Annotated in this window: 24 protein-coding genes and 1 tRNA gene; 9 read left to right on the top strand and 16 right to left on the bottom strand. The window is 67.3% G+C overall.

Annotation, left to right across the window (positions count from 1 at the left end; all coding sequences use genetic code 11):
• Positions 1–215: 215 nt before the first annotated feature.
• The gene (locus tag ON23_RS26475; RefSeq protein ID WP_039781520.1) at positions 216–1,508 is read left to right on the top strand and encodes a hypothetical protein; all 1,293 of its coding nucleotides are present in this window, start codon (positions 216–218) and stop codon (positions 1,506–1,508) included.
• Complete coding sequence (locus ON23_RS26470) at positions 1,505–2,845, top strand: lipase family protein (protein WP_039781519.1); 1,341 nt, start codon at positions 1,505–1,507, stop codon at positions 2,843–2,845. Before ON23_RS26475 ends, ON23_RS26470 begins: the two co-directional genes overlap by 4 nt.
• Positions 2,846–3,034: 189 nt before the next feature.
• Here the strand turns inward: ON23_RS26470 and gnd are convergent, their stop codons facing one another.
• The 3 genes from gnd to ON23_RS26455 all read right to left on the bottom strand — a co-directional run bounded on the left by gnd (position 3,035) and on the right by ON23_RS26455 (position 7,554).
• Positions 3,035–4,063, bottom strand: coding sequence for a phosphogluconate dehydrogenase (NAD(+)-dependent, decarboxylating) (gnd, locus tag ON23_RS26465; protein ID WP_039781518.1), 1,029 nt, complete (start codon positions 4,061–4,063; stop codon positions 3,035–3,037).
• Between the two features lie 282 nt (positions 4,064–4,345).
• The gene (locus tag ON23_RS26460; RefSeq protein ID WP_039781516.1) at positions 4,346–5,428 is read right to left on the bottom strand and encodes a glycoside hydrolase family 183 protein; all 1,083 of its coding nucleotides are present in this window, start codon (positions 5,426–5,428) and stop codon (positions 4,346–4,348) included.
• Positions 5,429–5,718: 290 nt separating this feature from the next.
• Positions 5,719–7,554 carry an acyl-CoA dehydrogenase gene (locus ON23_RS26455; protein ID WP_039781515.1) on the bottom strand — a complete coding sequence of 612 codons (1,836 nt, stop codon included), beginning with the start codon at positions 7,552–7,554 and terminating at the stop codon, positions 5,719–5,721.
• A 286-nt stretch (positions 7,555–7,840) separates the two neighbouring features.
• Between ON23_RS26455 and ON23_RS26450 the strand changes: the two genes are divergently transcribed.
• The 5 genes from ON23_RS26450 (at position 7,841) to ON23_RS36150 (ending at position 12,513) form a co-directional block, all read left to right on the top strand.
• Positions 7,841–9,379: an arylsulfatase gene (locus ON23_RS26450; protein WP_039781513.1), complete on the top strand. Its 1,539-nt coding sequence runs from the start codon at positions 7,841–7,843 to the stop codon at positions 9,377–9,379.
• Positions 9,380–9,381: 2 nt separating this feature from the next.
• Entirely contained in the window at positions 9,382–10,320 is a 939-nt protein-coding gene (locus tag ON23_RS26445) for an HAD family hydrolase (RefSeq protein ID WP_039781511.1), read from the top strand.
• 21 nt (positions 10,321–10,341) lie between these two features.
• Positions 10,342–11,262, top strand: a complete 921-nt coding sequence (locus tag ON23_RS26440) for a formylglycine-generating enzyme family protein (protein WP_039781510.1) — start codon at positions 10,342–10,344, stop codon at positions 11,260–11,262.
• 21 nt (positions 11,263–11,283) lie between these two features.
• Entirely contained in the window at positions 11,284–11,889 is a 606-nt protein-coding gene (locus tag ON23_RS26435) for an alpha/beta hydrolase family protein (RefSeq protein WP_039781533.1), read from the top strand.
• Positions 11,890–12,066: 177 nt separating this feature from the next.
• Positions 12,067–12,513, top strand: a complete 447-nt coding sequence (locus ON23_RS36150; RefSeq protein WP_051043411.1) for a hypothetical protein — start codon at positions 12,067–12,069, stop codon at positions 12,511–12,513.
• A gap of 17 nt (positions 12,514–12,530) precedes the next feature.
• Here the strand turns inward: ON23_RS36150 and ON23_RS26425 are convergent, their stop codons facing one another.
• The 5 genes from ON23_RS26425 to ON23_RS39435 form a co-directional block, all read right to left on the bottom strand.
• The gene (locus tag ON23_RS26425) at positions 12,531–13,232 is read right to left on the bottom strand and encodes a class I SAM-dependent methyltransferase (RefSeq protein ID WP_051043409.1); all 702 of its coding nucleotides are present in this window, start codon (positions 13,230–13,232) and stop codon (positions 12,531–12,533) included.
• A 77-nt stretch (positions 13,233–13,309) separates the two neighbouring features.
• Positions 13,310–14,416 (bottom strand): glycoside hydrolase family 183 protein, encoded by a 1,107-nt coding sequence (locus ON23_RS26420; protein WP_039781508.1) that lies wholly within the window; start codon positions 14,414–14,416, stop codon positions 13,310–13,312.
• Between the two features lie 150 nt (positions 14,417–14,566).
• A complete protein-coding gene (locus ON23_RS26415) occupies positions 14,567–15,310 on the bottom strand; it encodes a crotonase/enoyl-CoA hydratase family protein (RefSeq protein WP_039781507.1) in 744 nt (247 codons plus the stop codon).
• Positions 15,311–15,346: 36 nt separating this feature from the next.
• The gene (locus tag ON23_RS39440) at positions 15,347–15,673 is read right to left on the bottom strand and encodes an alpha/beta fold hydrolase (RefSeq protein WP_244970065.1); all 327 of its coding nucleotides are present in this window, start codon (positions 15,671–15,673) and stop codon (positions 15,347–15,349) included.
• 5 nt (positions 15,674–15,678) lie between these two features.
• Positions 15,679–16,131 (bottom strand): alpha/beta fold hydrolase, encoded by a 453-nt coding sequence (locus tag ON23_RS39435; RefSeq protein ID WP_244970064.1) that lies wholly within the window; start codon positions 16,129–16,131, stop codon positions 15,679–15,681.
• Between the two features lie 250 nt (positions 16,132–16,381).
• On the opposite strand from ON23_RS39435, the gene ON23_RS26405 reads away from it, so the two are divergent.
• Positions 16,382–16,714: a hypothetical protein gene (locus ON23_RS26405; protein ID WP_039781505.1), complete on the top strand. Its 333-nt coding sequence runs from the start codon at positions 16,382–16,384 to the stop codon at positions 16,712–16,714.
• A gap of 26 nt (positions 16,715–16,740) precedes the next feature.
• Positions 16,741–17,520 carry an enoyl-CoA hydratase-related protein gene (locus ON23_RS26400; protein ID WP_039781503.1) on the top strand — a complete coding sequence of 260 codons (780 nt, stop codon included), beginning with the start codon at positions 16,741–16,743 and terminating at the stop codon, positions 17,518–17,520.
• 58 nt (positions 17,521–17,578) lie between these two features.
• Here ON23_RS26400 and ON23_RS26395 read toward each other — a convergent pair whose 3' ends face one another.
• From ON23_RS26395 to ON23_RS26360, 8 genes are all read right to left on the bottom strand, one after another.
• Complete coding sequence (locus ON23_RS26395; protein WP_039781502.1) at positions 17,579–17,878, bottom strand: hypothetical protein; 300 nt, start codon at positions 17,876–17,878, stop codon at positions 17,579–17,581.
• Positions 17,879–18,286: 408 nt separating this feature from the next.
• Positions 18,287–18,357 (bottom strand) — tRNA-Gly (locus tag ON23_RS26390).
• A 147-nt stretch (positions 18,358–18,504) separates the two neighbouring features.
• Positions 18,505–19,788 (bottom strand): cytochrome P450 family protein, encoded by a 1,284-nt coding sequence (locus tag ON23_RS26385; protein WP_373282254.1) that lies wholly within the window; start codon positions 19,786–19,788, stop codon positions 18,505–18,507.
• Between the two features lie 265 nt (positions 19,789–20,053).
• Positions 20,054–21,331 (bottom strand): cation:proton antiporter, encoded by a 1,278-nt coding sequence (locus ON23_RS26380; protein ID WP_051043407.1) that lies wholly within the window; start codon positions 21,329–21,331, stop codon positions 20,054–20,056.
• A complete protein-coding gene (locus ON23_RS36145; RefSeq protein ID WP_051043405.1) occupies positions 21,332–21,946 on the bottom strand; it encodes a hypothetical protein in 615 nt (204 codons plus the stop codon).
• Between the two features lie 49 nt (positions 21,947–21,995).
• On the bottom strand, positions 21,996–23,492 hold the full coding sequence (gene qhpG, locus ON23_RS26370; RefSeq protein WP_039781499.1) for a flavin-dependent monooxygenase QhpG: 1,497 nt from the start codon (positions 23,490–23,492) through the stop codon (positions 21,996–21,998).
• Between the two features lie 618 nt (positions 23,493–24,110).
• The gene (locus ON23_RS26365; RefSeq protein ID WP_039781496.1) at positions 24,111–25,175 is read right to left on the bottom strand and encodes a hypothetical protein; all 1,065 of its coding nucleotides are present in this window, start codon (positions 25,173–25,175) and stop codon (positions 24,111–24,113) included.
• Between the two features lie 159 nt (positions 25,176–25,334).
• Positions 25,335–25,727: a rhodanese-like domain-containing protein gene (locus ON23_RS26360; RefSeq protein WP_039781494.1), complete on the bottom strand. Its 393-nt coding sequence runs from the start codon at positions 25,725–25,727 to the stop codon at positions 25,335–25,337.
• Positions 25,728–25,913: the final 186 nt, after the last annotated feature.

Here is a 25,913-nt window from a genome sequence, read left to right as displayed (position 1 = left end):
GCTGTCCGCGCTGGAGTGAGTCGAGAGCTCCAGCTGCGATTGGTAACCTCTCGGTAACCTTGCAGTCGGTAGTTGGTTGTCGATGATTCACGGTCCCGTCCCGCTCTGGTGGCGGCTGGGAGCGCTGTCGATCGCATTCGGCTATTGATTCGCTACCGATAATGGCGGAAATCTGCCGCTCCATCAACGAACCGATAGCGGAGGGCTGAGACAATATGCGTATCAGCGCAATTGCGCGCGGCGCGGGATTGATTCTCGCGGCGGTTGTGGGCGTGGGTGCACTCGGCGCCGCCCCGGCCGTCGCCGCATCCGATCTCGACCGGTATCTCGACCTGCCTCTGATCAATCGCGATGCCGCCCGGTCGCCCGGTGGCGTGCATCCGGAATTGCCCTACGACCACGCCGAACTGGGCCGCCTGCTCGACGAGGCGCGCGCCGAGGGTGTGGCGCCGCCCCGGTACGCCGCGCTGCTGTACCAGTACTGGCTCGTGGACGCGACCGAGAAGGCCGGTATCGATCTGCGCGGCTGGGACCCGCGCACCGGCGTCGAGGCCAACCGCGACAATCTGATCAAGTCCTATCGCTACTACGAGAATCTGCAACTCGGCCACCGCGAATTGCAGTGGGCCGGAATGGGCGGCCAGGTCGGCGCCGACTTCGGCGGCGGACTCGTCGATGCCGAACTGATGGGCACCCTCTACGATCTGCCCGGTATCGCCGACGCCGCACACACCGTGCTCGGTGCCGTCCAGCGGACGGCCGGACCGCAGGCGGTCGCGATGCTGCCCGACGGGCTGCGTGCGCTGGCCGACGCGGCGCCGGCCATCACCCCCGAGGATCTGCGCTGGATTCTGGGCATGATCCTGGTGATGCAGAAGAACATCTTCTCCGACCTGATGCCGATGCACGACGCCTACGTCACCGGTGGCCTCGCCGCGCTGGCGGAATTCGAGCGGGCCGGACTGTTCGGCGCCGACATCATGGACGCCTGGCGCGATGTGGCCTCGGGCGCGCACGATCGGATCGCCGCCGGCAACGCGGTCCTGCTGCGCCGGGAACAGCAGTGGGCGATCGGCGCGCAATGGGACCAGGTGCGCCACTACAAGGGGCCGGTCGGTGCGGCGATCACCTACCTCAGCGGCGCCGCCGGTTCGCCGTCGGTGGCCGGTGTCGTGCCGCCGCGCGAATTCCGGCCCGTGCGTGTGCCTTTCACCGGCGCCGACGGCCGCCCGATGATTCTCGGCCTGCCGCTGCCGAGCTGGAACTGGTCGGTCCTCGACGACCGCTGGGACTACATCACCACCGAGCTGCTGCCCAAGTACCGGTGGCAGGTCGAGAACAATTGGCCCGCCCTGGAATCCACGCTGCGAACCCCGTACGAGGCGCAGCTGGAATCCCACCGGCCGCTGCTGAACATCCCGCAGCTGCTGAATTCGGCGGCACAGGAAATGACGGTCACGCCGGCGGATCCGGTGCAGGCGGCCGGCGGCACAGGGGAGGGCCGATGAGGAAGTACACACTGGCGGCGATGACCGCCTTCGCGCTGGTCTGTGCCGCGTCGGGCGCCGGCGTATCCGGAACCGCTGTCGCGGAACCCGTTCCGCCGCAGACGCCCACCTTGAACGAGGTGTTCAACGGATTCGTCGTCGGCTCGCTGCAGGGCGCCTCCCCGGCGAGCCCGCAGGAGGCGTTCCAGGCGCTGCGGGCCGACGACCCGTTCTTTCGGGAACCACCGCTGACCGGTGCGGAGAAGCCCGGCACGGTGGTGAAGGCGAAGAAGGTCGATGTGCTGTTCACCGGCGTGAAGCCGGCGAATCTCGACGCCTGGAAGCTGATGTACGTCACCACCGAACGCGACGGCGTCACGCCCGCGATCAGCACCGGGATCCTGATGATTCCGCGAGACGGCAAGCCCGCGAACGAGAGACACGTCGTCTCGTACCAGGAGGCCAACGACAGCGTCGGCTGGAACTGTCATCCCAGTACCCAGTGGACCGGGGGCGATCCGCTGGACGGCGCGTCCTGGTCCGCGCTCGGCCCGCTGGCGCTGATGTTCGGTAAGGGCTACGCGGTGATGATCTCCGACGTCGGCAACGACGCCGACCGCGCCCCGCACGGGGTCTTCGCCGGTAAGTACGCCGCGCACACTCAGCTCGACGGCACCCGCGCGGCGCTGAATTTCGGTGACGCCGGGCTGAATCCGCGGGCCCAGGTCGCGCTGTTCGGGATCGCCGGCGGCGGTGTCGGTGCCGGCTTCTCGGCCGAACTGCAACCCTCTTACGCGCCCGAGCTGAACGTGAAATCCACTGTGCTGGAAGGCATGGTGGTCGATCAGCGCAACTTCATGCGGGTCGCCGACGGTTCGGTCGGTTCGGGTTTCGCGTTCGCCACGCTGCTCGGGCTGGAGCCGAAATATCCTGAGATGCAGCTGGATTCGAAACTGAACTCCGCCGGGCAGACGGTAGCGAAAATCTTCCGCGGCCAATGTCAGGACGCGTATTTCAGTATGCCGTTCGTTCCGCTGTGGGCGATGTTCGACTCGGGACTGAATCCCGCCGACGAACCGGCATTCCAGCCGGTGTTCGACGACAACCGGCTCGGCCGCTCCGGGGCACCGGCGTCCAAGGTGCTGATCGCGTCGTGCGCGAAGGACGATTCGCCGATGTCACTGGTCCCCGCGGCCGATTCGCGCGAGCTCGCCGACACGTACCGGGCACAGGGCACCGACGTCACGTACCAGCCCACGGACTGCTCGATGGTGAAGATGCTCACCGACCTGTACGGCTGGGGTACGGATCTGTTCGGCATGCAGACCATCGACTGGATGGACCGGCAATTCGACTGAGTGGAGACATCATGGCATTCCTCTGGGGACTGGGCTATCTGCTCACCTTCGGGCCACTGGCCGCGCTGGACATGGTCGGCCGCGCCGTCCAGAGCCTGAGCTGAGCGAGACACGATGCGAGAAAGGCCCCTACCGCCGATGCGGTAGGGGCCTTCGTTCCGGTTCGGCGTGCGCCGATCCGGCCGCGGCCTACTTGCCCGGCAGCTCGTTGTGCCCGCCGAACGCCTTGCGCATGGCCGAGAGCACCTTGTCCGCGTAGAGCGCCTCACCGCGCGAGGAGAACCGCTCGTACAGCGCGGTCGAGAGCACCGGCGCGGGCACGCCCTCGTCGATCGCGGCGTGGATGGTCCAGCGGCCCTCGCCCGAATCCGACACCCGCCCACCGAAGCTGGTCAGGTCGGGATCGGCGTGCAGTGCGGCCGCGGTCAGGTCCAGCAGCCAGGACGCGACCACCGAACCACGCCGCCACACCTCGGTCACCTCGGGCACGTTGATGTCGAACTGGTAGTACTCGGGGTTTTCCAGCGGGGACACCTCGGCCGAATGCGCGTCGTCGAGCTCCTTGCCGATATTGGCCTTGTGCAGGATGTTCAGGCCTTCCGCGTAGGCCGCCATCGCGCCGTATTCGATGCCGTTGTGCACCATCTTCACGAAATGCCCGGCGCCGGCGGGGCCGCAGTGCAGGTAGCCCTGCTCGGCGGGGGAGGGCTCACCGGTGCGGCCGGGGGTGCGCTCGGCGGCGTCGACACCCGGGGCGATCGACTGGAACAGCGGCTCCAGGTGGGCGACCTGCTCGGCCTCGCCGCCGATCATCAGGCAGTAGCCGCGGTCCAGACCCCACACGCCACCGGAGGTGCCGATGTCGAGGTAGTGGATCCCCTTGGGCGCCAGCGCCGCCGCCCGCTTGATGTCCTCGTGGTAGCGGCTGTTGCCGCCGTCGATGATGATGTCGCCCGGCTCCAGCAGGTCGGCGACCTGGTCGATGACCGCGCCGGTCGCGCCGGCCGGAATCATCACCCAGACCACGCGCGGCTTCTCGAGCAGCGCGACGAAGGCCGGGTAGTCGGTCGCACCCTGGAAGCTGTCGCCCAGTTCGTCGGTGAATTCCTTGATCTGGTCCTCGTGCCGGGAGTAGCCGACCGCGGTGTGCCCGTCCTTGACGATGCGCCGCACGATATTGGCACCCATTCGGCCGAGCCCGATCATTCCCAGCTGCATACTCTTCTCCTCGAGTCGTCCGAGCTTCGGCAGGTCCGAGCTCTGCTTGCTGCTGCACCGCGGCGTGAGATCAGCGCCCCGTACCGCAATCGCCTCCGATTGTCCCCGGTGCCCCGATCGAGAATTTCTCCGGTGTCGAAACGAATCGTGTAACGCCCCGGGCCCGGCCCCGATAATCAGATCGGCTCCGTGCAGTTGCCAGACCCCCGACCCGGCAACCGCACGGAGCCGTCTTCGTATCCTCCGGGCCTGCGCCCGTCGACTACTCCGGCTCCCGCCCGCCTACAGCGGCGAGCGCATGAGCACGACGTTGTACTGGTTGTGCATCGTCAGCAGGAAGTACAGGTCGCTGCCGGTCTGATACGGGTAGATCATGGGCGCGTACATGGTCGGCAGATCGCGCACATCGATCAGCACGCGCGGCGCGCTCCACGGGCCCTCCGGATTCGGCGCGGTCCGCATGACCACGGAATCGAAGGGATCGGTGGTCAGCATCACGTACTGGCCCAGATGCGCGTTCCACTGCACCGACAACTCGCCCACACCGCCGACGATCGGCTTGGCGGCATTGGCGTCCTTCGGCTTCCACGCGCCGCCGTCCCAGTACTCGTAGGCGTCGATGTTCGCGATATCGGCTTCCTTGACCCGGGAGATGAATCCGGGCTGGTTGCGCCCCGCCGGGGTCCCGTACTTGTAGACGTAGCCGCCGGCCTTCAGGAAGGCGTTCTGCTGGAAGCTCTGGAAGCCGTTCTCGTTGCCGCGCCGGGTGGTCGGCAGCTGCGCCCAGGTCTGGCCGTCGTCACCGGAGACGGCCATCGTGGAGAAGTTGGTGTCCCAGTGGCCGTCCGGGCCCCATTCCCGCACCGACATCATCGACATGTACTGCACGCCGTTGACCGAGACGCCCGCGGTCGGAATGAAACTGATCTCGATACCCGGAATCTTCGGGCTGGGCAGCGGATTGTCCACGAAGCTCGTGTAGTTCACGCCCGCCGACGGGTCCGCACCGGCCGGGCTGCGGAACAGCACGTTCGAGCGCCACGCCCAGATGCTGCCGGCCAGGACGTTCGGCACGCCGAGCCCGGCGGTGTCGCCGTAGGCGGTGATCATCTGCCCGCGCCCGTCGTCCCACATGATGCCGAGGTCGGTGCCCAGCACGTTCTGGTTCTGGGTCCGGTTCGGCGAGGCCATCCCGGTGGCCTGGTAGACCGCCTGCGTCGGGCCCGGGAGCTGCGGCAATCCGTTGATGCCGTTCAGCCCCGGAATCGGATTGATGTTGTTCGGGTCGGCTCCGGCCGGCGATGCCGTCAGGCCCAGCAGCGCGACCGCCGCGCACGCTCCGGCCAGGGCGGACAGTCGTCTCATATTCCGAATTTCCTTCCATGAGTCGCGCCGTGGGTATTGTGCCTGCCCTCGGCCGACGGCGTGCGATATGCCGACGAAACCCTCGTCACATCGGCATGGCACGGCGCTGTCTCGGTTGTCTCGGTTTATGTATGGCGCACCAGACCCCCGGGGCACTCCAGTGCCGTCATTATTACCCGGCCCGGATTCCGGTGCAGGACCGGCGGTCCCGGCGTGCCGGGACGACAGCGGCCCCGCCTCCCGAATACGAGAGGCGGGGCCGCTGTGTCACGTGGTGGTCGAGAAGGCGATCAGAAGGCCGCTTCGTCGAGCTCCATCACGTCGTTGTCCAGGTTGGACAGCACGGTGCGGGTGGCGGTCAGCTCCGGCAGCACGTTGCGGGCGAAGAACTGCGCGACCGCGACCTTACCGGTGTAGAAGGCCTCGTCGGAGCCGGTGGCGCCGTTGTCGAGCGCCTTGATGGCGATCTCGGCCTGACGCAGCAGCTGCCAGCCGATCAGCAGGTCGCCCACCGCCATCAGGAAGCGGACCGAACCCAGACCGACCTTGTACAGCTCCTTGGCGTCCTCCTGCGCACCCATCAGGTGACCGGTCAGGGTGGCGGCCATGGCCTGCACATCCTCGAGCGCGGTGGCCAGCAGCTTGCGCTCGCCCTTCAGGCGGCCGTTGCCGGCCTCGGACTCGATGAACTTCTGCACCTGGCCGGCCACGTGGGCCAGCGCCACGCCGCGGTCGCGGGCGATCTTGCGGAAGAAGAAGTCCTGCGCCTGGATGGCGGTGGTGCCCTCGTACAGCGAGTCGATCTTCGCGTCGCGGATGTACTGCTCGATCGGGTAGTCCTGCAGGAAGCCGGAGCCACCGAAGGTCTGCAGCGAATCGGTCAGGTACTGGTAGGCCCGCTCCGAGCCGACACCCTTGACGATCGGCAGCAGCAGGTCGTTGACGCGGAACGCGAGGTCCTTGTCGGCGCCCGAGACGAGCTGAGCGATGTCCTCGTTCTGGTGCGCGGCGGTGTAGAGGTAGATGGCGCGCAGGCCCTCGGCGTAGGCCTTCTGCGTCATCAGCGAGCGGCGCACGTCCGGGTGGTGGGTGATGGTGACGCGCGGCGCGGTCTTGTCGGTCATCTGGGTCAGATCCGCACCCTGCACGCGCTGCTTGGCGTAGTCCAGGGCGTTCAGGTAACCGGTCGACAGGGTGGCGATGGCCTTGGTGCCCACCATCATCCGGGCGTTCTCGATCACGTCGAACATCTGCGCGATGCCGTTGTGGACCTCGCCGACCAGCCAGCCCTTGGCGGGCACGCCGTGGCCGCCGAAGGTGACCTCACAGGTGGCCGAGACCTTCAGGCCCATCTTGTGCTCGACGTTGGTGACGAACACGCCGTTGCGCTCGCCCAGGGTCTGGGTCTCGAAGTCGAAGTGGAACTTCGGCACGAAGAACAGCGACAGGCCCTTGGTACCCGGGCCGGCGCCCTCGGGGCGGGCCAGCACCAGGTGGAAGATGTTCTCGAACATGTCGTCGGAGTCACCGGAGGTGATGAACCGCTTGACACCCTCGATGTGCCAGGAGCCGTCCTCCTGCTGGATGGCCTTGGTGCGGCCGGCGCCGACGTCGGAACCCGCGTCGGGCTCCGTCAGCACCATGGTGGCGCCCCAGTTGCGCTCGACGGCGATCTCGGCCCACTTCTTCTGCTCGTCGGTGGCGTTGTTCCAGAAGATCTGGCCGAACGGGCCACCGGCGGCGTACATCGCGACGGCCGGGTTGGAGCCCAGGATCAGCTCGTTGAGGGCCCAGACCACCGAACGCGGTGCGGGCAGGCCGCCCAGCTCCTCGTTCAGGCCGACCTTGTTCCAGCCGGCCTCTTGGTAGGCCTTGAAGGACTTCTTGAACGACTCCGGGATGGAGACGCTGTGGGTGGTGGGGTCGAACACCGGCGGGTTGCGGTCGGCGTCGGCGAAGGACTCGGCGACCGGGCCCTCGGCCAGGCGGCGTACCTCGTCGATGATGTTCTTGACCGTGTCGGTGTCCAGGTCACCGTAGGCGCCGGAATCCAGCACCGAGCCGATGCCCAGCACCTCGAAGAGGTTGAACTCCAGGTCGCGGACGTTGCTCTTGTAATGGCCCATCTCTGTTACTCACTCTCCGTTGAGTCGGTGCGGGTCGGTGTGTGCCGTTCCCGCCCATGTGTCTCCACACCGGGTAGTCGAACGGAATATCCGCCTTCTACTCGCGGGTAACTTACACCGTATATTACCGATGAGTAATGGGCTTGGAAAGCGCTGACCGGGCGATGTGACGAGATGAACACCCGGGACCCGCCTCACCGCAATCACCCGTCGCGGGTGAGGTGTCCGCGGGCGGGCGCGGGCAGGGTTTCGGCAGGGTAGTTCACCTGCGCCGAAGGAGGCCGCTGTGCCGGATTCGAAGCCGAACATTCTGGTGATCTGGGGCGACGACATCGGGATCACCAATCTCAGCTGCTACAGCGACGGCCTGATGGGCTATCGCACGCCCAACATCGACCGGCTCGCCGAGGAGGGCATGCGGTTCACCGACTCCTACGGCGAACAGAGCTGCACGGCCGGGCGGGCCTCCTTCATCACCGGGCAGAGCGTCTATCGCACCGGCATGAGCAAGGTCGGGGTGCCGGGTGCCGGGGTCGGTCTGTCGCCGGAGGATCCGACCATCGCCGAACTGCTCAAACCGCTCGGCTACGCGACCGGGCAGTTCGGCAAGAACCACCTCGGCGACCTCAACAGGTTCCTGCCGACGGTCCGCGGCTTCGACGAATTCTTCGGCAACCTCTACCACCTGAACGCGGAGGAGGAACCCGAACTACCGGACTATCCGCACAAGGACACCTATCCGCGGTTGTACGACCTGCAACGCCCGCGCGGGGTGCTGCACTCGTGGGCGACCGACGAGGACGACCCCACCGAGGATCCGCGTTTCGGGCGCGTCGGCAAGCAGCGGATCGAGGACACCGGCCCGCTGACCAAGAAGCGGATGGAGACGATCGACGAGGACGTGGCCGAGGCCTGCGTGGATTTCCTCACCCGTCAGCAGCGGGCGGGCACGCCGTTCTTCGTCTGGCTGAACTTCACCCATATGCATCTGCGCACGCATACCAAGCCGGAAAGTGTCGGCCAGGCGGGAATCTGGCAGTCGCCCTACCACGACACGATGATCGACCACGACCGCAATGTCGGCCGCGTGCTCGACGCCCTCGACGAGCTCGGGCTGGCCGACAACACGATCGTCGTCTACAGCACCGACAACGGCCCGCACGCCAACACCTGGCCCGACGGCGCGACCACCCCGTTCCGCAGCGAGAAGGACACCAACTGGGAGGGTGCGTTCCGGGTGCCGCAGGTGATCCGCTGGCCGGGCCACATTCCCGCCCGCTCGATCTCCAACGACATAGTGCAGCACCACGATTGGCTCCCGACCCTGCTCGCCGCGGCCGGCGAACCCGATATCGTCGACAAGCTGAAACAGGGACATGCGGTGGGGGGCAAGACTTTCAAGGTCCACATCGACGGCTACAACCTGCTGCCCTACCTCACCGGCGCGGCCGAACACAGCCCGCGGCGTGGCATGGTCTATTTCTCCGACGACTGCGATGTGCTCGGAATCCGGTTCGAGAACTGGAAGATCGTGTTCATGGAGCAGCGCAAACAGGGCACGCTCGGCATCTGGGCCGAACCCTTCACCCCGCTGCGGGTACCGAAACTGTTCAATCTGCGCACCGACCCGTTCGAGCGGGCCGACGTCACCTCCAACACCTATTGGGACTGGTTCATCGACCACGACTACATCGCCTTCTACGGGACGGCCATCGCGACGGCATTCCTCGATACGTTCAAGGAATTTCCGCCGCGTCAGGAACCGGCCACCTTCACCATCGACCAGGCGGTCGCCAAACTGCACGACTTCCTCGCGCGGGACTGACGATGGCGGTGTCGTTGGAATCGTGGAACGACGGGGAAACCACCTCCGCCATCGTCGATTTCGTCGCTCGCGTCACCGATCGCGACGGCTCCGGATATGTCGAACCGTCGGCACGGATCGCGGTATTCGACAACGACGGCACCCTGTGGTGTGAGAAACCGATGCCGATCCAGCTCGATTTCACCATCCGCCGACTGGCCGAAATGGCCGAGCAGGAACCGGAATTACGCACGCGGCAGCCGTGGCGGGCGGCCTACGAGCAGGATCTGCAGTGGCTGGGTGCCGCGATGGTCAAGCACTATCACGGTGACGACGACGATCTGAAGTTGTTGATGGGCGCGGTGACTCGCGCCTTCGGTGAGATCACCGTCGAGGACTACGACGCGCGGGTGGCGGCATTCTTCGCGGACGCCGCCCACCCGACTCTCGGCCGCCCGTACCACGGCTGTGGTTTCGCGCCGATGGTCGAATTGCTGTGGTATCTGCGTGACAACGGATTCACCACCTACATCGCCTCGGGCGGCGACCGGGATTTCATGCGCCCGGTCGCGGGTGATCTCTACGGGGTGCCACCGGAACGGGTGATCGGCAGTGCGCTCGGGCTGACCTATCGCGAACAGGAAGGCCGCAGCGACCTGCTCTACAAATCCGCGATGGACTTCTTCGACGACGGACCGGAGAAGCCGATTCGAATCTGGAGCCGGATCGGCCGCCGTCCCATTCTGTCGGTCGGCAATTCCAACGGCGATCTGCCCATGCTGTCGTTCTCCGAACTCGCGGGCGCGCCGTCGCTGCGCATGCTCATCCTGCACGACGACGCCGAGCGCGAATTCGATTACGTCGCCGGCGCCGAGGATGCCCTCGCGCACGCGCGTCGCAACGACTGGACGGTGGTCAGCATGAAAAATGACTGGGCGCAGATCTTCACACCCGATTCGTAGGAACGGCCCGTGACTGTGAACATGTCGACCGCGACCGACGTACGGCAGATACCCGCACAGACCTTCACGATGGGTTCCGACCGCCACTATCCGGAGGAGCGGCCCGCCCACCGGGTGGCCGTGGACGCCTTCGCCATCGAGACCCGGCAGGTCACCAACGCCCAGTACGAACGGTTCGTCGCCGAAACCGGATACCGCACCGTCGCCGAACGTCCGCTCGATCCCGCCTACTTCCCGGGGGCGCCGGCCGAGAACCTGCAACCCGGCTCGATGGTGTTCACCGGGACCTCCGGCCCGGTCGACCTGCGGCATCTGAACCTGTGGTGGCGCTGGACGCCCGGCGCCTCGTGGCGGCATCCCGAGGGGCCCGGGTCGTCGATCGCCGACCGGCCCGACCACCCGGTGGTCCATATCGCGCACGAGGACGCCGCCGCCTACGCGATATGGCAGGGCCGGGCGCTGCCGACCGAGGCGCAGTGGGAAGCCGCGGCCCGCGGCGGTATGGACGGCGCCGAATTCACCTGGGGTGAGGAGGGCGAAGCGAGTGAGGCGCGACTGGCCAACTACTGGCACGGCGACTTCCCGTGGCGTCCGGACCCCGGTTACGGTCGCACCGCTGCCGTCGGTGCGTATCCGCCCAACGCCTACGGCCTGTTCGATATGGCCGGCAACGTGTGGGAATGGACCGACGACTGGTACGCCGAACGCCATCCGGACGGCGGCGGGTGCTGCGTCCCGCGCAATCCGCGCGGTGGGGTTCGGGAACGGAGTTTCGATCCGCGCCAGCCGCAGTTCCGGGTGCCGCGCAAGGTGATCAAGGGCGGTTCGTTCCTCTGCGCCGACAGCTACTGCCGCCGGTACCGGCCCGCGGCGCGGCGTCCGCAGATGATCGACACCGGCATGAGCCATATCGGCTTCCGGTGCGTGGCCGCGGCGAGCTGAACGGCGATTACCGTGGACCACGTGCGCATCGAGACGACTGCGGGGGATGCCGAGGTGGAGATCGAGCGGGGTACCGGCGATCGCTTTCTGCTGCTGCTCACCCACGGTTCCGGCGGCGGGGTGGAGGCCGGGGATCTGCTGGCCGTCCGCGATCGTGCGGTGGCGCTGGGCGGGGTCGTCGCGCGGGTGGTCCAGCCGTATCGCGTGGCGGGGCGCCGGGCGCCGGGATCGGCGACCGTGCAGGATGCGGCCTGGCTCGAGATCGTCGCCGCCCTGCGGGCCCGGGTACCCGGCGTACCGCTGATTCAGGGCGGTCGCAGCAACGGCGCCCGGGTCGCCTGCCGGACCGCCGTGGAAGCCGACGCGCGAGGCGTACTGGCCTTGTCTTTCCCCCTGCATCCGCCCGGCAAGCCGGAGAAGACGCGGCGTGACGAACTGGTGGCAGCGTCCGCGCACGTCGACGTGGTGGTGATCAACGGTGAGCGCGATCCCTTCGGCATTCCGGATCCCTCCGATGCGGCCGAGGTGAAAGTCGTTCCCCGCCAGCCACATTCCTTCCGCGCCGGATTCGATCTGATCGCGCGGACGGTGGAACCGTGGCTGCGCCGATGGGCGGACGGCGAGTGATCGGCGAGTAGTCCCGCGCCGGGTTGCTACCGAGCTGCCGGGCGGGTGAACGCGGCGGTGCGAAAACACTTGCGAATCATCGAATCTCAGCATCCATCTCCGGGAATACCCCGATGTCGTCGCGGCGCCGCCGGGGTAATTTCGACTGCGGTCGGGATTTCGAGAGGAGAGTGATCCATGATCGCAGGCACGATTCGCGCCGCTCGCCGTCCCGTAGCCGGTGTCGCACTGGCCATCCTCGCCGCGACCGGTATCGCCGTCGCCGGGGCGGGGGTGGCCGAGGCGAGCGTTCCGTGTGGCGCGGCCCCGCCGTGCACCGCCGACGGCTTCGGCTCCGACGGGTTCGACGCCCAGGGTGTCGACCGGTTCGGCCGCGATCGCTCGGGCTACGACCGGTCCGGCCACGACTCGTTCGGTTACGACCGGTCCGGCTACGACCGGTTCGGTTACGACCGCTCCGGCTACGACTCGTTCGGTTACGACCGGTTCGGCTACGACCGCAACGGCTACGACCGGTACGGATACGACCAATTCGGCCGGGACCGATTCGATCACCCCCGGGCGCATCCGCCCGCACAGTCCCACGGACCGGCGCCGCTACCCACCGGCAGCGCCGGACTGTGAGGCGTCGCCACCCCGGATCACGCGTCCGGGGTGGCCGTCGCTTGCTCCTCCAGATCGGGCACGGTCGCGGTGGCGACCACGAGGGCGTCGATGGCGTCGCGTCCCTCGGTCTCGCGGATCACCCGCTGCGCGGTGTCGACCCGGATATGTTCTGCCGCAGCGAGATCCGCCACCACATCGTCGGGAGTGAACAGGATCGCCGGATCTTGTGGCCCGCCGTAACCGTCGGCGATATTGGTGGTGTCGTGGCCGAGGACGAGAAGGGTGCCACCCGGGCTCAGTCGTTCGGCCGCCGAGAGCAGCAGGGTGCGCCGCTGATCGGCCGGCAGGTGGATGTAGACGGCCAGAATCAGCTCGAACGGACCGTCGATCCCCGAACCGGCGAGGTCGGTGACGTCCGCGCATTCCCAGTCGATCCGGCTGCGCACCGAACGCGACAGCCGCGAGGCGACCGTGCGCCCCTTGTCGATGCCGACCTGGGAGAAATCGACCGCCCGCACCTGCCAGCCGTGCGTGGCCAGCCACAGCGCGTGCCGCCCCTCGCCGCACGCCAGATCCAGGGCACGCGGCAATTCCGGCGGCTCCTCCCCGGGCGCGTCGGGCACCAGCTGGACGCGGCGCTCCAATCCGAAGATGTGCTCAACGACCGTCGCGTTCGGCGGTGCGCCCCACACCAACTCGCTCTGCGCATAGCGCTCGTCCCACTCGGCGGCGTCCATGGAGCGAGTCTAGCCAGCGGCAGCGCGACGCCCGGCCGAGCCGAACTCGGGCCGGGCGTCGGCTGTCCGAGGGCGAACTACAGCGTCGTGCGCATCAGGACGACGTTGTACTGGCTGTGCACCGTGGTGAGGAAATACAGCTCCCGCCCGGTCTGGTACGGGTAGATCGAGGGGGCGTACGCGGTCGGCAATTCGCGCGTATCGATCAGCACCTCGGGCGGGCTCCACGGCCCCTCCGGGGAAGACGCCCGGCGCATCACCACCGAATTCCACGGATCGGTGGTCAGCATGACGAATTGCCCGAGGTAGTCGTTCCACATCACCGACATCTCGGCTACCCCGCCGGTGATCGGGCGGGCGGCGTTCACATCGTTCTTGCGCCAGGCGCCGCCGTCCCAGTACTCGTATTCGGCGAGATTCTGAATGTCGTTCTCCCGCACGCGCGCGACGTAGGCGAAGTGATTGCGGCCCGACGGCGTGCCGTATTCGTACACCCAGCCGCCGCTCTTCACGAAGGCGTTCATCTGGAAGTTGGCATTGCCGCCGTCGTTGGGCCGGCGGGTGAAATCGAGGTCGGCCCAGGTTTCCCCGTTGTCGGCGGAAGCGGCCAGGCCCGCGTAGTTGGTGGTCCACTGGCCGACGTCGTCCCAGCTCTTCACCGACATCAGGCTCATGTACTGCACGCCGTTCACCGAGATTCCCGCGGTCGGGATGCGGCTGATCTCGATGAACGGAATCTTCGGGCTGGGAATCAGGTCCCGCGCCTGGCCGAACACATCGCGCACGGCGCTGTCGAAATAGATGCCGCCCGAGGGATCCTGAGTGTGACTGCGCACCAGGATATTGCTGCGCCACGCCCAGAAACTGCCGGCCAGCAGATTCGGCAGCCCCACGCCGGCGGTATCGCCGAAGGCGGTGAGCATCTCGCCGCGGCCGTTGTCCCACATGATTCCCAGGTCGGTGCCGAGGACGTTGTAGTTCTCGGTGGCGTTCGGGCTGGCCATTCCGGTGACCTGGAATATCGCTCGCGAACGGCCGACCAGATTCGGTAATCCGGTGGTGCCGTTGAGAACCGGAATCGGATTGATGGCATTCGGGTTGGCGGCCGCGGGCGCGGTCACGGTCAGAAGGACGGCCGAGGCGCCCGCTATCGCGGACAGCAGGACGGATACGGTCTTGGACAAATGCAGCCCTTCCCGTTCTCGCCGATGCGCCCCCGTTCACCGGCTTCGCTGGCAAAGTGTGAAAATGCTAACAGCGAATCGCAGGTAAATGGGTTTCCCGCTCACATTTTCGGGTAACTCCCGCGTCGGCGGTGTGTCCCTTTGTCGGATCTACCGACGGCCGAGCGCCTGCCGGACCAGAAGTGGTATCTGCGTCGCCCGTTCGATTCCCAGGGTGCGGCGGGTGCCCGCATGCCAGGTGCGCTCGAACAATTGTTTGGCGGCGGCGACGGCGGGTGCCGGCCGCGCCGCGATGCGATCGGCCAATGTCTCGGCGTCGGCGCGCGGATCCTCGCTGACCTCGGTGATCAATCCGATGCGGGCGGCATAGGCGGCGTCGACGGGGTCGGCGGTCATGGTCAGCAGGAGCGCCTTGTCCACGCCGATCAGGCGCGACAACGTGACCGCGCCCGACATATCGGGAATCAGGCCGTGGGCGACTTCCATCACGGCGAAATCGGAATCCGGTGTGGCGAAACGGATATCGGCCGCCAACGCCAATTGCAGTCCGCCGCCGAAACAATGGCCGTGCACGGCCGCGATCACCGGTTGCGGCAGTCGCCGCCACGCCCAGCACGCCTCCTGAAAGGCGTTGGTGCCCAGCCACGGTAGCGGCAGGAAATTGCGCACGATACTCAGTGGGTCGCCGGTCGCCTTCGCGATATCCAGGCCACTGGAGAAACTGGGCCCGTTGCCGGCGAGGATGACGGAGCGAATCTCGTCGCGTTTTCCGATCACCCGCGCCACCCGCGCGAGATCGTTCAACATGTCGATGGTGAGCCCGTTGTGTTTGTCGGGCCGGTCGAGTTCGACGTAGGCGCGATCACCGTCGAAGGTCAGGGATACGTCGCTCATCGCTCACTCCGTGCTGATCGGGTCGGCCTCCCGTGGTTACCCGTGGGTAGGCATCTGCTCGAGGATTATCTTCGCGCAACCGGCCGGGTCGTCGTAGAACGGGGTGTGGCCGCTGCCCGGCAGGGTGACGTGCCGGGCCTGGGGAAGCCACTGCCGCGCCCGCCGGCTCTGCGTCCGATAGGTGAGCAGAATGTCGCGGTTGCCCCAGGCGATCGTGACCGGAATGCGGTCGAGGCGCCCACCGTCGCGCAGCCGCGCGTGATCGAAAGAGGCCAATGCCGAACGGAATCCGGGGGCGCCGAGGACACCGTCCACGGTCTCCACCGCGGTCCGGGTGTCCAACGCCCACGGCCGTCCGAACACGATGCTCAGGAAGGCGGTCCGCCCGGCCGGCGTGCCGAGGATGGCCGGCAGTTGCTTGCGCAGGCCCCCCCCAGGGTGGCCGCGCGGCCGAGTGCCTGCTGACACCAGATGCGCCCGGCGTCGGACCAGAAGCCGATCGGTGAATACGCGGTCACCGAACTCGCCACACCGCGGGCGCCGAGGTTCAGCGCGATCAGGCCGCCCATGGAGTTACCGGCGAGGTGGGGACGTTCCAGGCCCTGTTCGGCGAGGAAGGCGTGCAGGGCGTCGGTGAGGGTGTCGACCGTGGTGTGCGGTAGCGGGTCGGACCCGCCGAAACCGGGGAGGTCGACCGCGATGACGTCGAAATGGGCCGCCAGCGTGTCGATGACCGGTTCCCACACCTGCCAGCGACTGCCGACGCCGTGGACCAGGACCAGCGGTTCACCGGTGCCGACCCGGTGATGGTTCAACATCATTTCGAAACTCCCGCACCGAGACTCGGACGCCGACGAGGAACGGGGACACCCTAGCAATCATTGACGCAATGCCAACAGAGGTCACGACCCCGCGGACGACGGATCCGCGCGCGGCGCCGTTGTGAAGGCTCCGTGTTCGCGACACTCGGACTGTTGTCCGGCCGCGTGATGCGGCAGTATCACCTGCGCGGTTCGTGTCCGGTCCCGCCGGAGCGCGCCATAGCTGATACGCCTGAGAATTGAGGAACAGTTGAGGATTTCGCTGATCGCCGCCGTCTGCATCGCCCTGCCGCTGCTGGGTGCGTGCGGCTCCGACAAGGATTCGGAGCCGACCATCACCCAGGCCGACCTGTCGAAATCCCTGCAGTCCAGCGGCCTCAAGGATGCGAAACTCGCCGATTGCGCCGCCAAACTCTATGTGGACGAAGGTATTTCGCAGGACGGCCTGCGCAAGATGACCAAGCCCGGCAGCACTGCCCAGGTGGCCGACGGTTCGATGGGCGGCCTGAGCAAGGAGGACTCCGACAAGGCGCGCGCGGCGACCCAGAAGATCGCGACCACCTGCGTCGCGGCGCCGCAGTAGCACCGCGCGACGATCTACCGTGGGGTATGGCCACTGCGGAGTACCAGCACCTGCTCGTCGAGCGCAACGGTGAGACCGTTCGCATCACGATGAATCGGCCGGACCGGCGCAATGCGCTCTCGGCCGAGCATCTGAGGGAGTTGTCGTCGGCATTTCGCTGGGCGGGCGGCAGTGATGCCAGCGGGATCGTTCTGGCCGCGAACGGTCCCGTCTTCTCCGCCGGGCACGATTTCGCCGATGTCGCCGCCCGTGACCTGCTCGGCGTCCGCGAGCTGCTGACCCTGTGCACCGAGGTCATGTCGGCCGTCGAATCGGTGCCCCAGGTCGTGGTCGCGCGTGTGCACGGCCTCGCCACCGCCGCCGGATGCCAGCTGGTGGCCTCGTGCGACCTCGCCGTGGCCGCCGAATCGGCCGGCTTCGCCCTCCCGGGCGGTAAGGGCGGCTGGTTCTGCCACACTCCGGCCGTTCCGGTGGCCCGGGCGATCGGCCGCAAACGGCTGATGGAACTCGCCCTCACCGGCGATCCGATCGATGCCCGCACCGCCGCCGACTGGGGACTGATCAATCGCGCCGTCCCCGACGCCGATCTCGATCGTGCGGTCGCCGACCTGCTCACCAGGGCCACCCGGGGGAGCCGGGCGAGTAAGGCGCTGGGCAAGCGGACCCTGTACGCCCAGCTCGACCGCCCGGAGGACGACGCCTACGCGATCGCGCTCGAGGTCATGGCCGCCGCGTCCCAGCTGCCCGGTGCCCGCGAGGGTATGGATGCCTTCCTGAACAAGCGCACGCCGATCTGGCCGGACTAGGCCGGCCGTCGGCGGGAGGGCGCCGATTCGGCCGCGATCGAGCCGAATCGGCGTCGGTCTAGTGTCCCGCGGTGTTCGGGTCCTGCTGGGCGAGCACGAAGGTGCCCTGCCCGTCCGGGCCCAGTCCGGTATCGAGAATCTTGTCGTCCAGGAAGTCGACGACGTGCTCGTCGAGGAAGACCCGCGGGCCTTCGGCATTGAGCACCTGATCCTGGTCCGACGGCCCCGCGGCTACTGCGAGCTGCAGCGTCTCGGCGCCGTCGGTGGTGGAGATGCGCAGTCCCGCATCGTCGGGCATGCCGTCCGCGGAGGTGATGGTGCGAACGGCCTCGATGGCAGTGGGCGTGATCATGAGCATCTGTCCGGTTTCCTTCCGCCGTCGTCACAGGTCACGGTCGGTGCGATGGATCCGTGCCGCCGACCGGCCCTCCTACCCGGCCGCCTGACGTCCACGGCACCCAGCACCTCGGGAGGGGTAGCCACGATTCGCCCCGCCTAACCTTTCCGCCGGAATCGATCCGTATCCGGCCTCCTGCCGTATCGGTCTCCGCCGCGGGTGGCACGCCCCCGTGCGGTGGCTCGAGTCGGCATTCGGCATCGACCTCGGCGTGAGCTGATGGCGGCCCCGGACGAGAACGTCGCCCGCTGGTACTTCCCCGGCGGCCGATGCTTGTGCGGGGCAAGGGATTTCGTGCGTGGCAAGGGATTTCAGAGGCACCCGCACCGCGCAGCCGATGAGCCGGAACGTGGGGGTGTGGAGAAAGAGAGCCGGTGACGGGAATCGAACCCGCACTCTCAGCTTGGGAAGCTGATGTTCTACCACTAAACTACACCGGCCGGTGCGTGAGGCACTGCAGAGAAGATAGCAGAGGCCGTCCCCGCGGTCACAACTTCCCACCTAGAACGGTCCTGGCCCCGATCGGGCGAGTCGCCACCCGGCCGGACGACCGTCGCGGCGGTCGCCCGGGCCGGGCGATGCGGTTGCTACATCACGGGCAGCGGCGGTGATTTCGGGAAGACGACCGGCAACGAGGTCAGCGCACGGTGGAACGGACCGGGCCGCCATTCCAGTTGTGCGGCCGGGACGGCCAACTGGATTTCCGGCAGCGCATCGAAGAGCTGGTCGATGGCGTTCTGGACGGTCAGATATGCCACCGATTTGGCGGGGCAGGCGTGCGGTCCGGTGCTCCAGGCCAGATGCGAACGGTTGCCGATACTGCTCGCCGCTTCGCCGCGGATCTTCGGATCGTTGTTGCACGCCGCGAGGCTGATCAGGACCGGCTGGTTGGCGGGCAGCCACACGCCGTCGATCATGATCGGCTGCCGGGGATAGGTGGTGCAGAAGTTGGCCATCGGCGGGTCGTTGAACAGGATTTCGTCGAGCGCGTCGGTGGTGGACAGGTTGCGGCCGAGGATGTCGCCGAACCGGAATCGCTCATCGGTGAGGATGAGCATCAGCGCATTGTTGATGAGGTTGCGCTGGGCCTCGAAGCCCGCGCCGTAGAAGGACATCAGCTGGGCGAACACCTCGATATCGTTGAGGCCGTTCGGATGATGGGCCAGCTGTGAGGTGACGTCGTCGCCGGGCTGCTCGCGCCGGAACGCGATGAGTTCCATCAGCGCTTCCTTGAGCATGTCCATCCCCTGTTGACCCCGGACGGTGTCGAACCGGGCGGCCATGCCGTTGGCGACTCGGGTCCCGATGTCGGCGGGGCAGCCGACCATCCGGTTGAGGACCTCGAGGACGAGCGGGAACGAGTACTGCATGACGAGATCGGCGGATCCCTGCTCGCAGAAGGAGTTGACCAGCGGAACGGCAACCCTTTCCACGATCGCGGGCACGCTGTGGAGGTCGATGTGGTCGATCGCGGCGACCGACGGAGCGCGGTAGCGGGCATGGGCCGCGCCGGTGTTGTACCGGGCCGCCGGATACCACTCCATCATCGGGCGCACGGGTGAATCCTGCGGAATGGTTTTCTGCCAGGTGCGCGGATCGGAGGGAAAGTGGTCCGGGTCGTTGAGGATGCGAACCGCGACGGCGTAGTCGATGACCAGGGTGGCAGCCACACCGGGGGCGATCTCGACGGGAACGAGGGAGGGGTACTGCCCTCGCATCTCGCGATAGGCGGCGTGTGGATCGGCGACGAATTCGGCTGTGTACATCGGGAATCGGTCGTCGTCGGCATCGAAGGGCGAGCCGTGCTGGACGGGACACATTCCGGTCGCCGTGGTGTAGGGCTCGGGGAGGGGTGACTGTGGTGTGGTCAAAGACGGGACTCCAGACGGATGGAACAGAAATTCGACGAGAGCTCGGCGGGTGCGGCACGAGTCGCACTCACATGGGCGGTACGAGGAAGACTGTGTGCCGGACCGTCTCGACGCCTACGGATCTGCAGACTTCGATGACCTGTCGTGCGGTGCCTGGCGGTTCGCCCACGCAAGCAACATAGCAGCGACGCGGCGACGGTGTCTGCGAACGTGGGAGTAGGGGTGCCGGCACCGGTGTCCGGAGTCGATCGGATGTGCTTGTGGGTCAGTGCTTTCCGCTCGTATCCGGCGACTGCGCCGCCGCGGCCACGGCGCCCGGGTCCGGGTCGTCCTCCGAGTCCGGTGCGTGCGGCGGACGGGACGACAGGTCGCCGCCGCGGGATATGCCGAGCAGACGGAGGAACGGCGCCGTCGACGCGGTGGTCACCAGGGCCATGATGACCAGCAGTGAATACAACTGGGTGCCGATGAGGCCCGTGGTCAAGCCAACGTTCAGAATCACCAGTTCGGTCAGACCACGGGTGTTGAGCAGGGCTGCCACCGCTGCGGCCGCTCGCGACGGCATCCCGGTCAGCCGGCCTGCGACGTAGACGCTGCCGACCTTTCCCACCACCGCCACACCGATGACCGCGATCAATTCGCCGATCGAGGTCGCGTCGACCGACCCGAGATCGACGGCCAGCCCGGCGATCACGAAGAAGCCGGGCATCAGCAACAGGCACAGAATTCGCACCCCGGACTCGACCGTCCGGCGGCGTTCGCGCGGGAATATGACACCGAAGGCGAAGGCTCCGAAGATCAGATGCAACCCGATCCATTCGGTGATCGCGGCGAGCCCGAGCGCGCCACCCACGCCGAGCACGATCATCGTCTGCTGGGTGCCCGATTCCGAGATCCGGGTCAGCAGCGGTCGCACGAACCACCACAGCAGACCGACCAGCGGGAGGAGCAGGACGAGCCGCCATTGGACGCCACCCGGGTGCGCGAGTGCGAGCACGACGGCGAGGACCGACCATGCCACGACGTCCACCAGCGCCGCGCAGGCCAGGCTGAGCTGTCCGATCTCGGTGCGAACCAGATTGCGGTCGTGCAGGATTCGCGCCAGCACCGGGAAAGCGGTCACCGCCATCGCACAGCCGACGAACAGGGCGAAGTGAAGCCGGTTACCGGTGCTGTGGCGTGCCAGGACGGTGATCGCGACCGCGCTTCCCAGCACGAAGGGGATCGCGTAGGCCGTCGCCGACACCGCGGGTATCGAACGGCGGGCGCCGCGGAAGATCTCCCGATCGAGTTCCAGCCCGGCGACGAACATGAACACCGCCACCCCGATATTGGCGAGCAGCGTCAGATACGAGCGTCCGGCTTCGGGAAACAGGGTGGCGGACAGGTGATGTCCGATGACGGTGGGACCGGCGAGGATTCCGGCCGCGATCTCGCCGATGACCGGTGGCTGCCCGATCTTTTCGGCGAGCCGGCCGAGCAGGTGTGCGGCCGCCATGATGAGAACCAAGTCGAGTAGGACCGTGATGGTGGGAGCAGGCACTCAATTCTCCTCGGAGACATCATCTCGCAGAGCCGGTTCCGGACCGGTCGTGTATGCGGGCGGGACGACCGCGGGATGGAAAACTTCGCGGATGTAGCACACGGGATGGCGGCCCAGCGTCATGATGTATGCCCTGGACGCACTGGGCCGGCCGTCCGGCCACCGCCGGATGCCCGCCCAGAGCAGGCGCCGGCGCTGGGGCAGGCCGCGGGTGAGCAAGCCGTGGCCGATCGGCATCCGGACATCGTCGATGCCGCTGGCGGCGGCCGACTGCGGCACGGCCACAACGTAATTGATCGAGACCGTTGCCAGTGCGGGGGTGACCAGACGGGAGCGCCGGACCAGTGCGCCCTCGGCATCCTGCAGCCGGAGTTCGTCGACGATGAAGGTGGGCAGTGTCCGGGGTGGAACCTGCTGCTGGCGCAGGACGTGCACGCTCAACGTCGTCTCGAGGATGTGTTCGAGCGCCGTCGTCGTGAAGCCCTCGCCCGACAGCAGGGATCGGGTTGTGGGGTGGTGGAATCGCTCGATCTGCGTGGCCGGGTTCGTCCGGAATCCCGGCCCGCCGGGCGTGGGTTCGCTCAGCGGGCCGGGGACGGATCCTGTGACGGTCACTGTCGACTCCACGTCTCGGTTCGCACCGGGAGTCCTGGTGACGTCACCGCTAGAGTGCGGCGCCGGCGCCCTTGCGGGGCGGTTGGACCGGCAGCGCCACGGCCTCGCGCTCGGCGTCGGAGCGTGGGCGGCTCGTCAGGCCGAACACGGGTTCGGTGGTGATGCGGATCTCGCCCATCGTGGTGTCGGACAGCGGATCACGCCAGTGGTCCCAGACCGGCGACATGTCCAGTCCGCCCATGTACTTGATGTTGACTCCGTCGGTGTCCGGGGCGGTGTGCAGGCGCTCCGCCTCGGAGACGATCACCTCGGTGCCGGTACGGTCCTGATCGCCGGTGGTCTCGCCGACATCGGTCAGACCGGCCATGATCCGGGTGAACGACTGTTCGGGTGAGTCACCGTCGTGGACGTCGGTGAGCTTGTGCGCGTGCGCGAAGTACTCCTCGGAACCGATGTAGTGCTCGTACATACGCGAGACCAGGGAGAGGAACCGGGTGTAGCCGCGGCGGTAGGTGTATTCGTAGTACGCCAGCGCATCGGCTTCGGACATCTCACCGCGCAGCGTGGTCGCGATCGCCGCCGCGGACACGAGCCCGGAATAGGTCGCCAGGTGAACGCCGGTGGACAGCAACGGATCCAGGAAGCACGCCGCGTCGCCGACGAGGACGTAGCCGGGGCCGCAGAACCGGTCGGCGACATAGGAGTAGTCCTGTTCGGCTCGCACGTCGGCGATCTGCTCCGCACCCTCGAGCATTTCACACATCGGCTTGCTCTCCCGGATGGTTTCCAGGTAGTACGACTGGCGCGAATCGTGCGCGCGCAGCTTTTCCGCGGCCAGCCGCGCCGAGACCACGTAGCCGACGCTGGTACGACCGTCGGCGAGCGGAATGTTCCAGAACCAGCCGCCCTCCGGGGTCGACACCACGTTGATCGCGCCCTCCGGGCTGTCCGGGTGCAGATGTGCGCCCTTCCAATACGACCAGACCGCGACGTTGCGGAACGCCGGATGTTGGCGACGCATGCCGAAGTGCTTGGCCAGCAACCCGTCTCGGCCGGTGGCGTCGACGAGGAAGTCGAACTCGGCGGTGTGGACGGTGTCGTCGCCGGCCCGGACCCATTCCGCCGCGGTCGGACGCTCACCGTCGAACAGGATGTTCTTGACGGTCGCCTGTTCGATGACCTGTGCACCCTGGTCGGCGGCGTTGCGCAGCAGCAGGTCGTCGAAGGCTGCCCGGTCGACCTGCCAGGACCACGCCTCGGCATCGACGAGCTTGGACCAGTCCAGCAACCAGGTGTCGTTCTGCCACTGGAAGTAGCCGCCGCGTTTGATCTGGAAGCCGTGCGCGGCGACCTTGTCGTAGGCGCCGGATATCCGCAGCGTGGACAGGCACGAGGCCAGCAGTGATTCTCCGATGTGGTAGCGCGGGAACGTATCCCGCTCCAGGAGGGTCACCTGCACTCCGGACCGTGCGAGCAGTGCGGCGGCGGTGGACCCCGCCGGGCCGCCACCTACCACCAGAACGCGCGGAATTTCGTTGTTCCCCATAGCAACTCCCTGGAACTGCGTACGAACGGACGGTGCGCCGGATCGGCTACCGGATCGAGTCCGGATGGCATGTCCTACGACAAAACCCGAAACCTCCGTAGCCGCTTGTTAACTCGAACTCGGCACACGGGAAATCAGTTTATCAGCAGTACTTGAATCATCAAGGGAAACAGCAAGTTTCGATGCAAGTTCATCGGGTACGTGTGTAGCTAAAAGATAGCTGATGAAGGTACGAAAATGCCGCTGTCTGTGATATGCGGCTAGGGGTCACGACAGGGGACGCGACGTTGCGTTACGTGAGTGCCGTTTTCGGCGAGCAAAGTGGGAGAGACCGTGACGGCGGCCCGAGACGGGGTTGCGGCCCCGGTTGGTCACATCCGGCATCACCCCACTTCCACCGACTGATCCAGAGTAAGGCCTTTGTCCGGTTCCCGCGTGGCATCCGCCGGATTCCGGCGGCTCCCTTCCGGGTATGCCCTGGTCGCGCGCTGTGTGACGCAGAATCCTTGGGGCCGAACGAGATTGCGGTATGCGGGCGAGGTGGCGGGCACCCGGGCCGGGCCGCGGTGCCGGGCGTCAGGACGCTGACGCACGGCCCCGCGGACCCGTGCCGTGGTGCTAACCGGTGGTCGTCTCGGCGGTCAGTGCCGCGGTCGTCTCCGCAGCGCGCTGCGCGTCCGCAACACTGCAGCGGCCGAGACCGCACGCGGTCGCGACGCCGAACGCGGTGCGCCCGGCCGCCTGTTCGAACAGTTGCAGGGCGTGAGCGCTGTCGTCGGCGGAATCGGGTGACACCACCCCCGCGATGACGTTCCAGTCCGGGTCCAGCCGGCGCAGAGGCGCATAGAACGCCGCGTCCTGCGGCGCGGGTTCGGCACCGAACGCACACGGAATGTGCACCGCCGGAAAGGGAGTGCCGTCTGCGCGCAGCCGGCGCGCGGTGTGCTTCAGCAGGGTGACTGCGGGCGCCAGCGAACGCGGGCTGAGCAGCGCCTTGTGCTGGTAGTCGCCGTAGCACAGGTGGACCACCGCCTGTGCCCCGATCTCGTGGATGCCGGTGAGTACCCCGGCCAGCTGGCGAGCCAGCAGCGGCCCTGCCGCCCACTTCGCGCCCAATTGGTCGGCCTTGACCATGCCCAGCAGCGCGAACGGTGATTCGACCTGCCAGACCACGCGATCGCCGTAGCGCGCGTTCACCTCCGCGATCTCGTGCAGTGCGGCCTCGGTGAACACCGGCAGATGCCGCAACGCGGCCACGATGAGATCGGAGCGGCGCAGGGCCGGACCGAGCGGGAAACCGTTCGACACCGCCGCCCCGGCGAAGACGAACATCGCCAGATCCAGCGGATTGGGTTGGCTCAGTTGCAATCTCGTCCCGTCCAGTTCGGGCCGCCCGGCGCGCACCTCGTCGAAGGCGGCTACCACGGCGCCGATGCGGTCGAGCCGGTCCATCGCCACGTGCCGTGGTTCCAGCTTCGCCCCCGGGCGCAGGCCGTAGCTCGGGAAATCGCTGTAGTCGGAGTAATCGCCGGTGCGGACGACCTCGAAGACATCCTCGTGCTCTCTGCGCCGGCGGAGGTAGTCGAGGATCCAGTCCGGATCCAGATCACAGGGCAATCCGGTCACGGGATGGCCCGCACTGCGATCGGCGAACCACTGCAGCACCGCAGCATCCCCGGTCATCAACTCGGCTGGAACACTTCCGACATAATGCGCACACCTGGTCATCGCACTCCTCGTAATTCCGTTTGCCCGTCTACATTCTCAGCCAGATCGTTTGCGGGTGAAAGAATTCCGGGAACCGGGAGGTAGACGCGGTGCTGCGGAGGAGGTGCCGGCGTACTACGGAACGGCGGGGGTGCCGCCGGGAGCTACCGGTAGGCCGGCCGCCTTCCAGGCCCGGAACCCGCCGACCAGATCGGTGGCGCGGGCCAGTCCGAGACGCTGCGCGTCGGCGGCGGCCAGGCTGGAGGCGTACCCCTCGTTGCAGACGATGATGACCTCGGTGTCGGACGTCAGGTCCGGGAGCCGATGCGCACCGCCGGGGTCGAGCCGCCATTCCAGCACGATGCGCTCGACGACGACCGCGCCGGGGATCTCGCCCTCGGCGAGGCGGTCGGCGTGCGGGCGGATATCGACCACGAGGGCGCCCTCGGCCAACCGGCGCGCGGCCGTGACGGGCTCGACGCGGTTCAATCCGGCGCGTGCCCGGGTGAGCAGATCCTCGGCGCTCATACCGTCACTCCTCGGCGATCGGGCGATGGGTGGCTACCGGCATGGTCACACACCGGTGAAATCCCGCAGCGACCGGTATTCGCGGACCGGTCGCAGCGGTGGCGAGTAGGCGTGCACCGTGGTGGCCGGCCGGGCGCTGCGGTTGTGCAGCTGGTGGGCGCGTCGGGGCCGAACGCGATCGTGTCG

It is taken from the genome of Nocardia cerradoensis NBRC 101014 (assembly GCF_000308535.1).
Taxonomy (GTDB): Bacteria; Actinomycetota; Actinomycetes; order Mycobacteriales; family Mycobacteriaceae; genus Nocardia; species Nocardia cerradoensis.
Note: the sequence above shows the minus strand (reverse complement) of the source record. Positions and strands in the feature narration are given on the sequence as shown.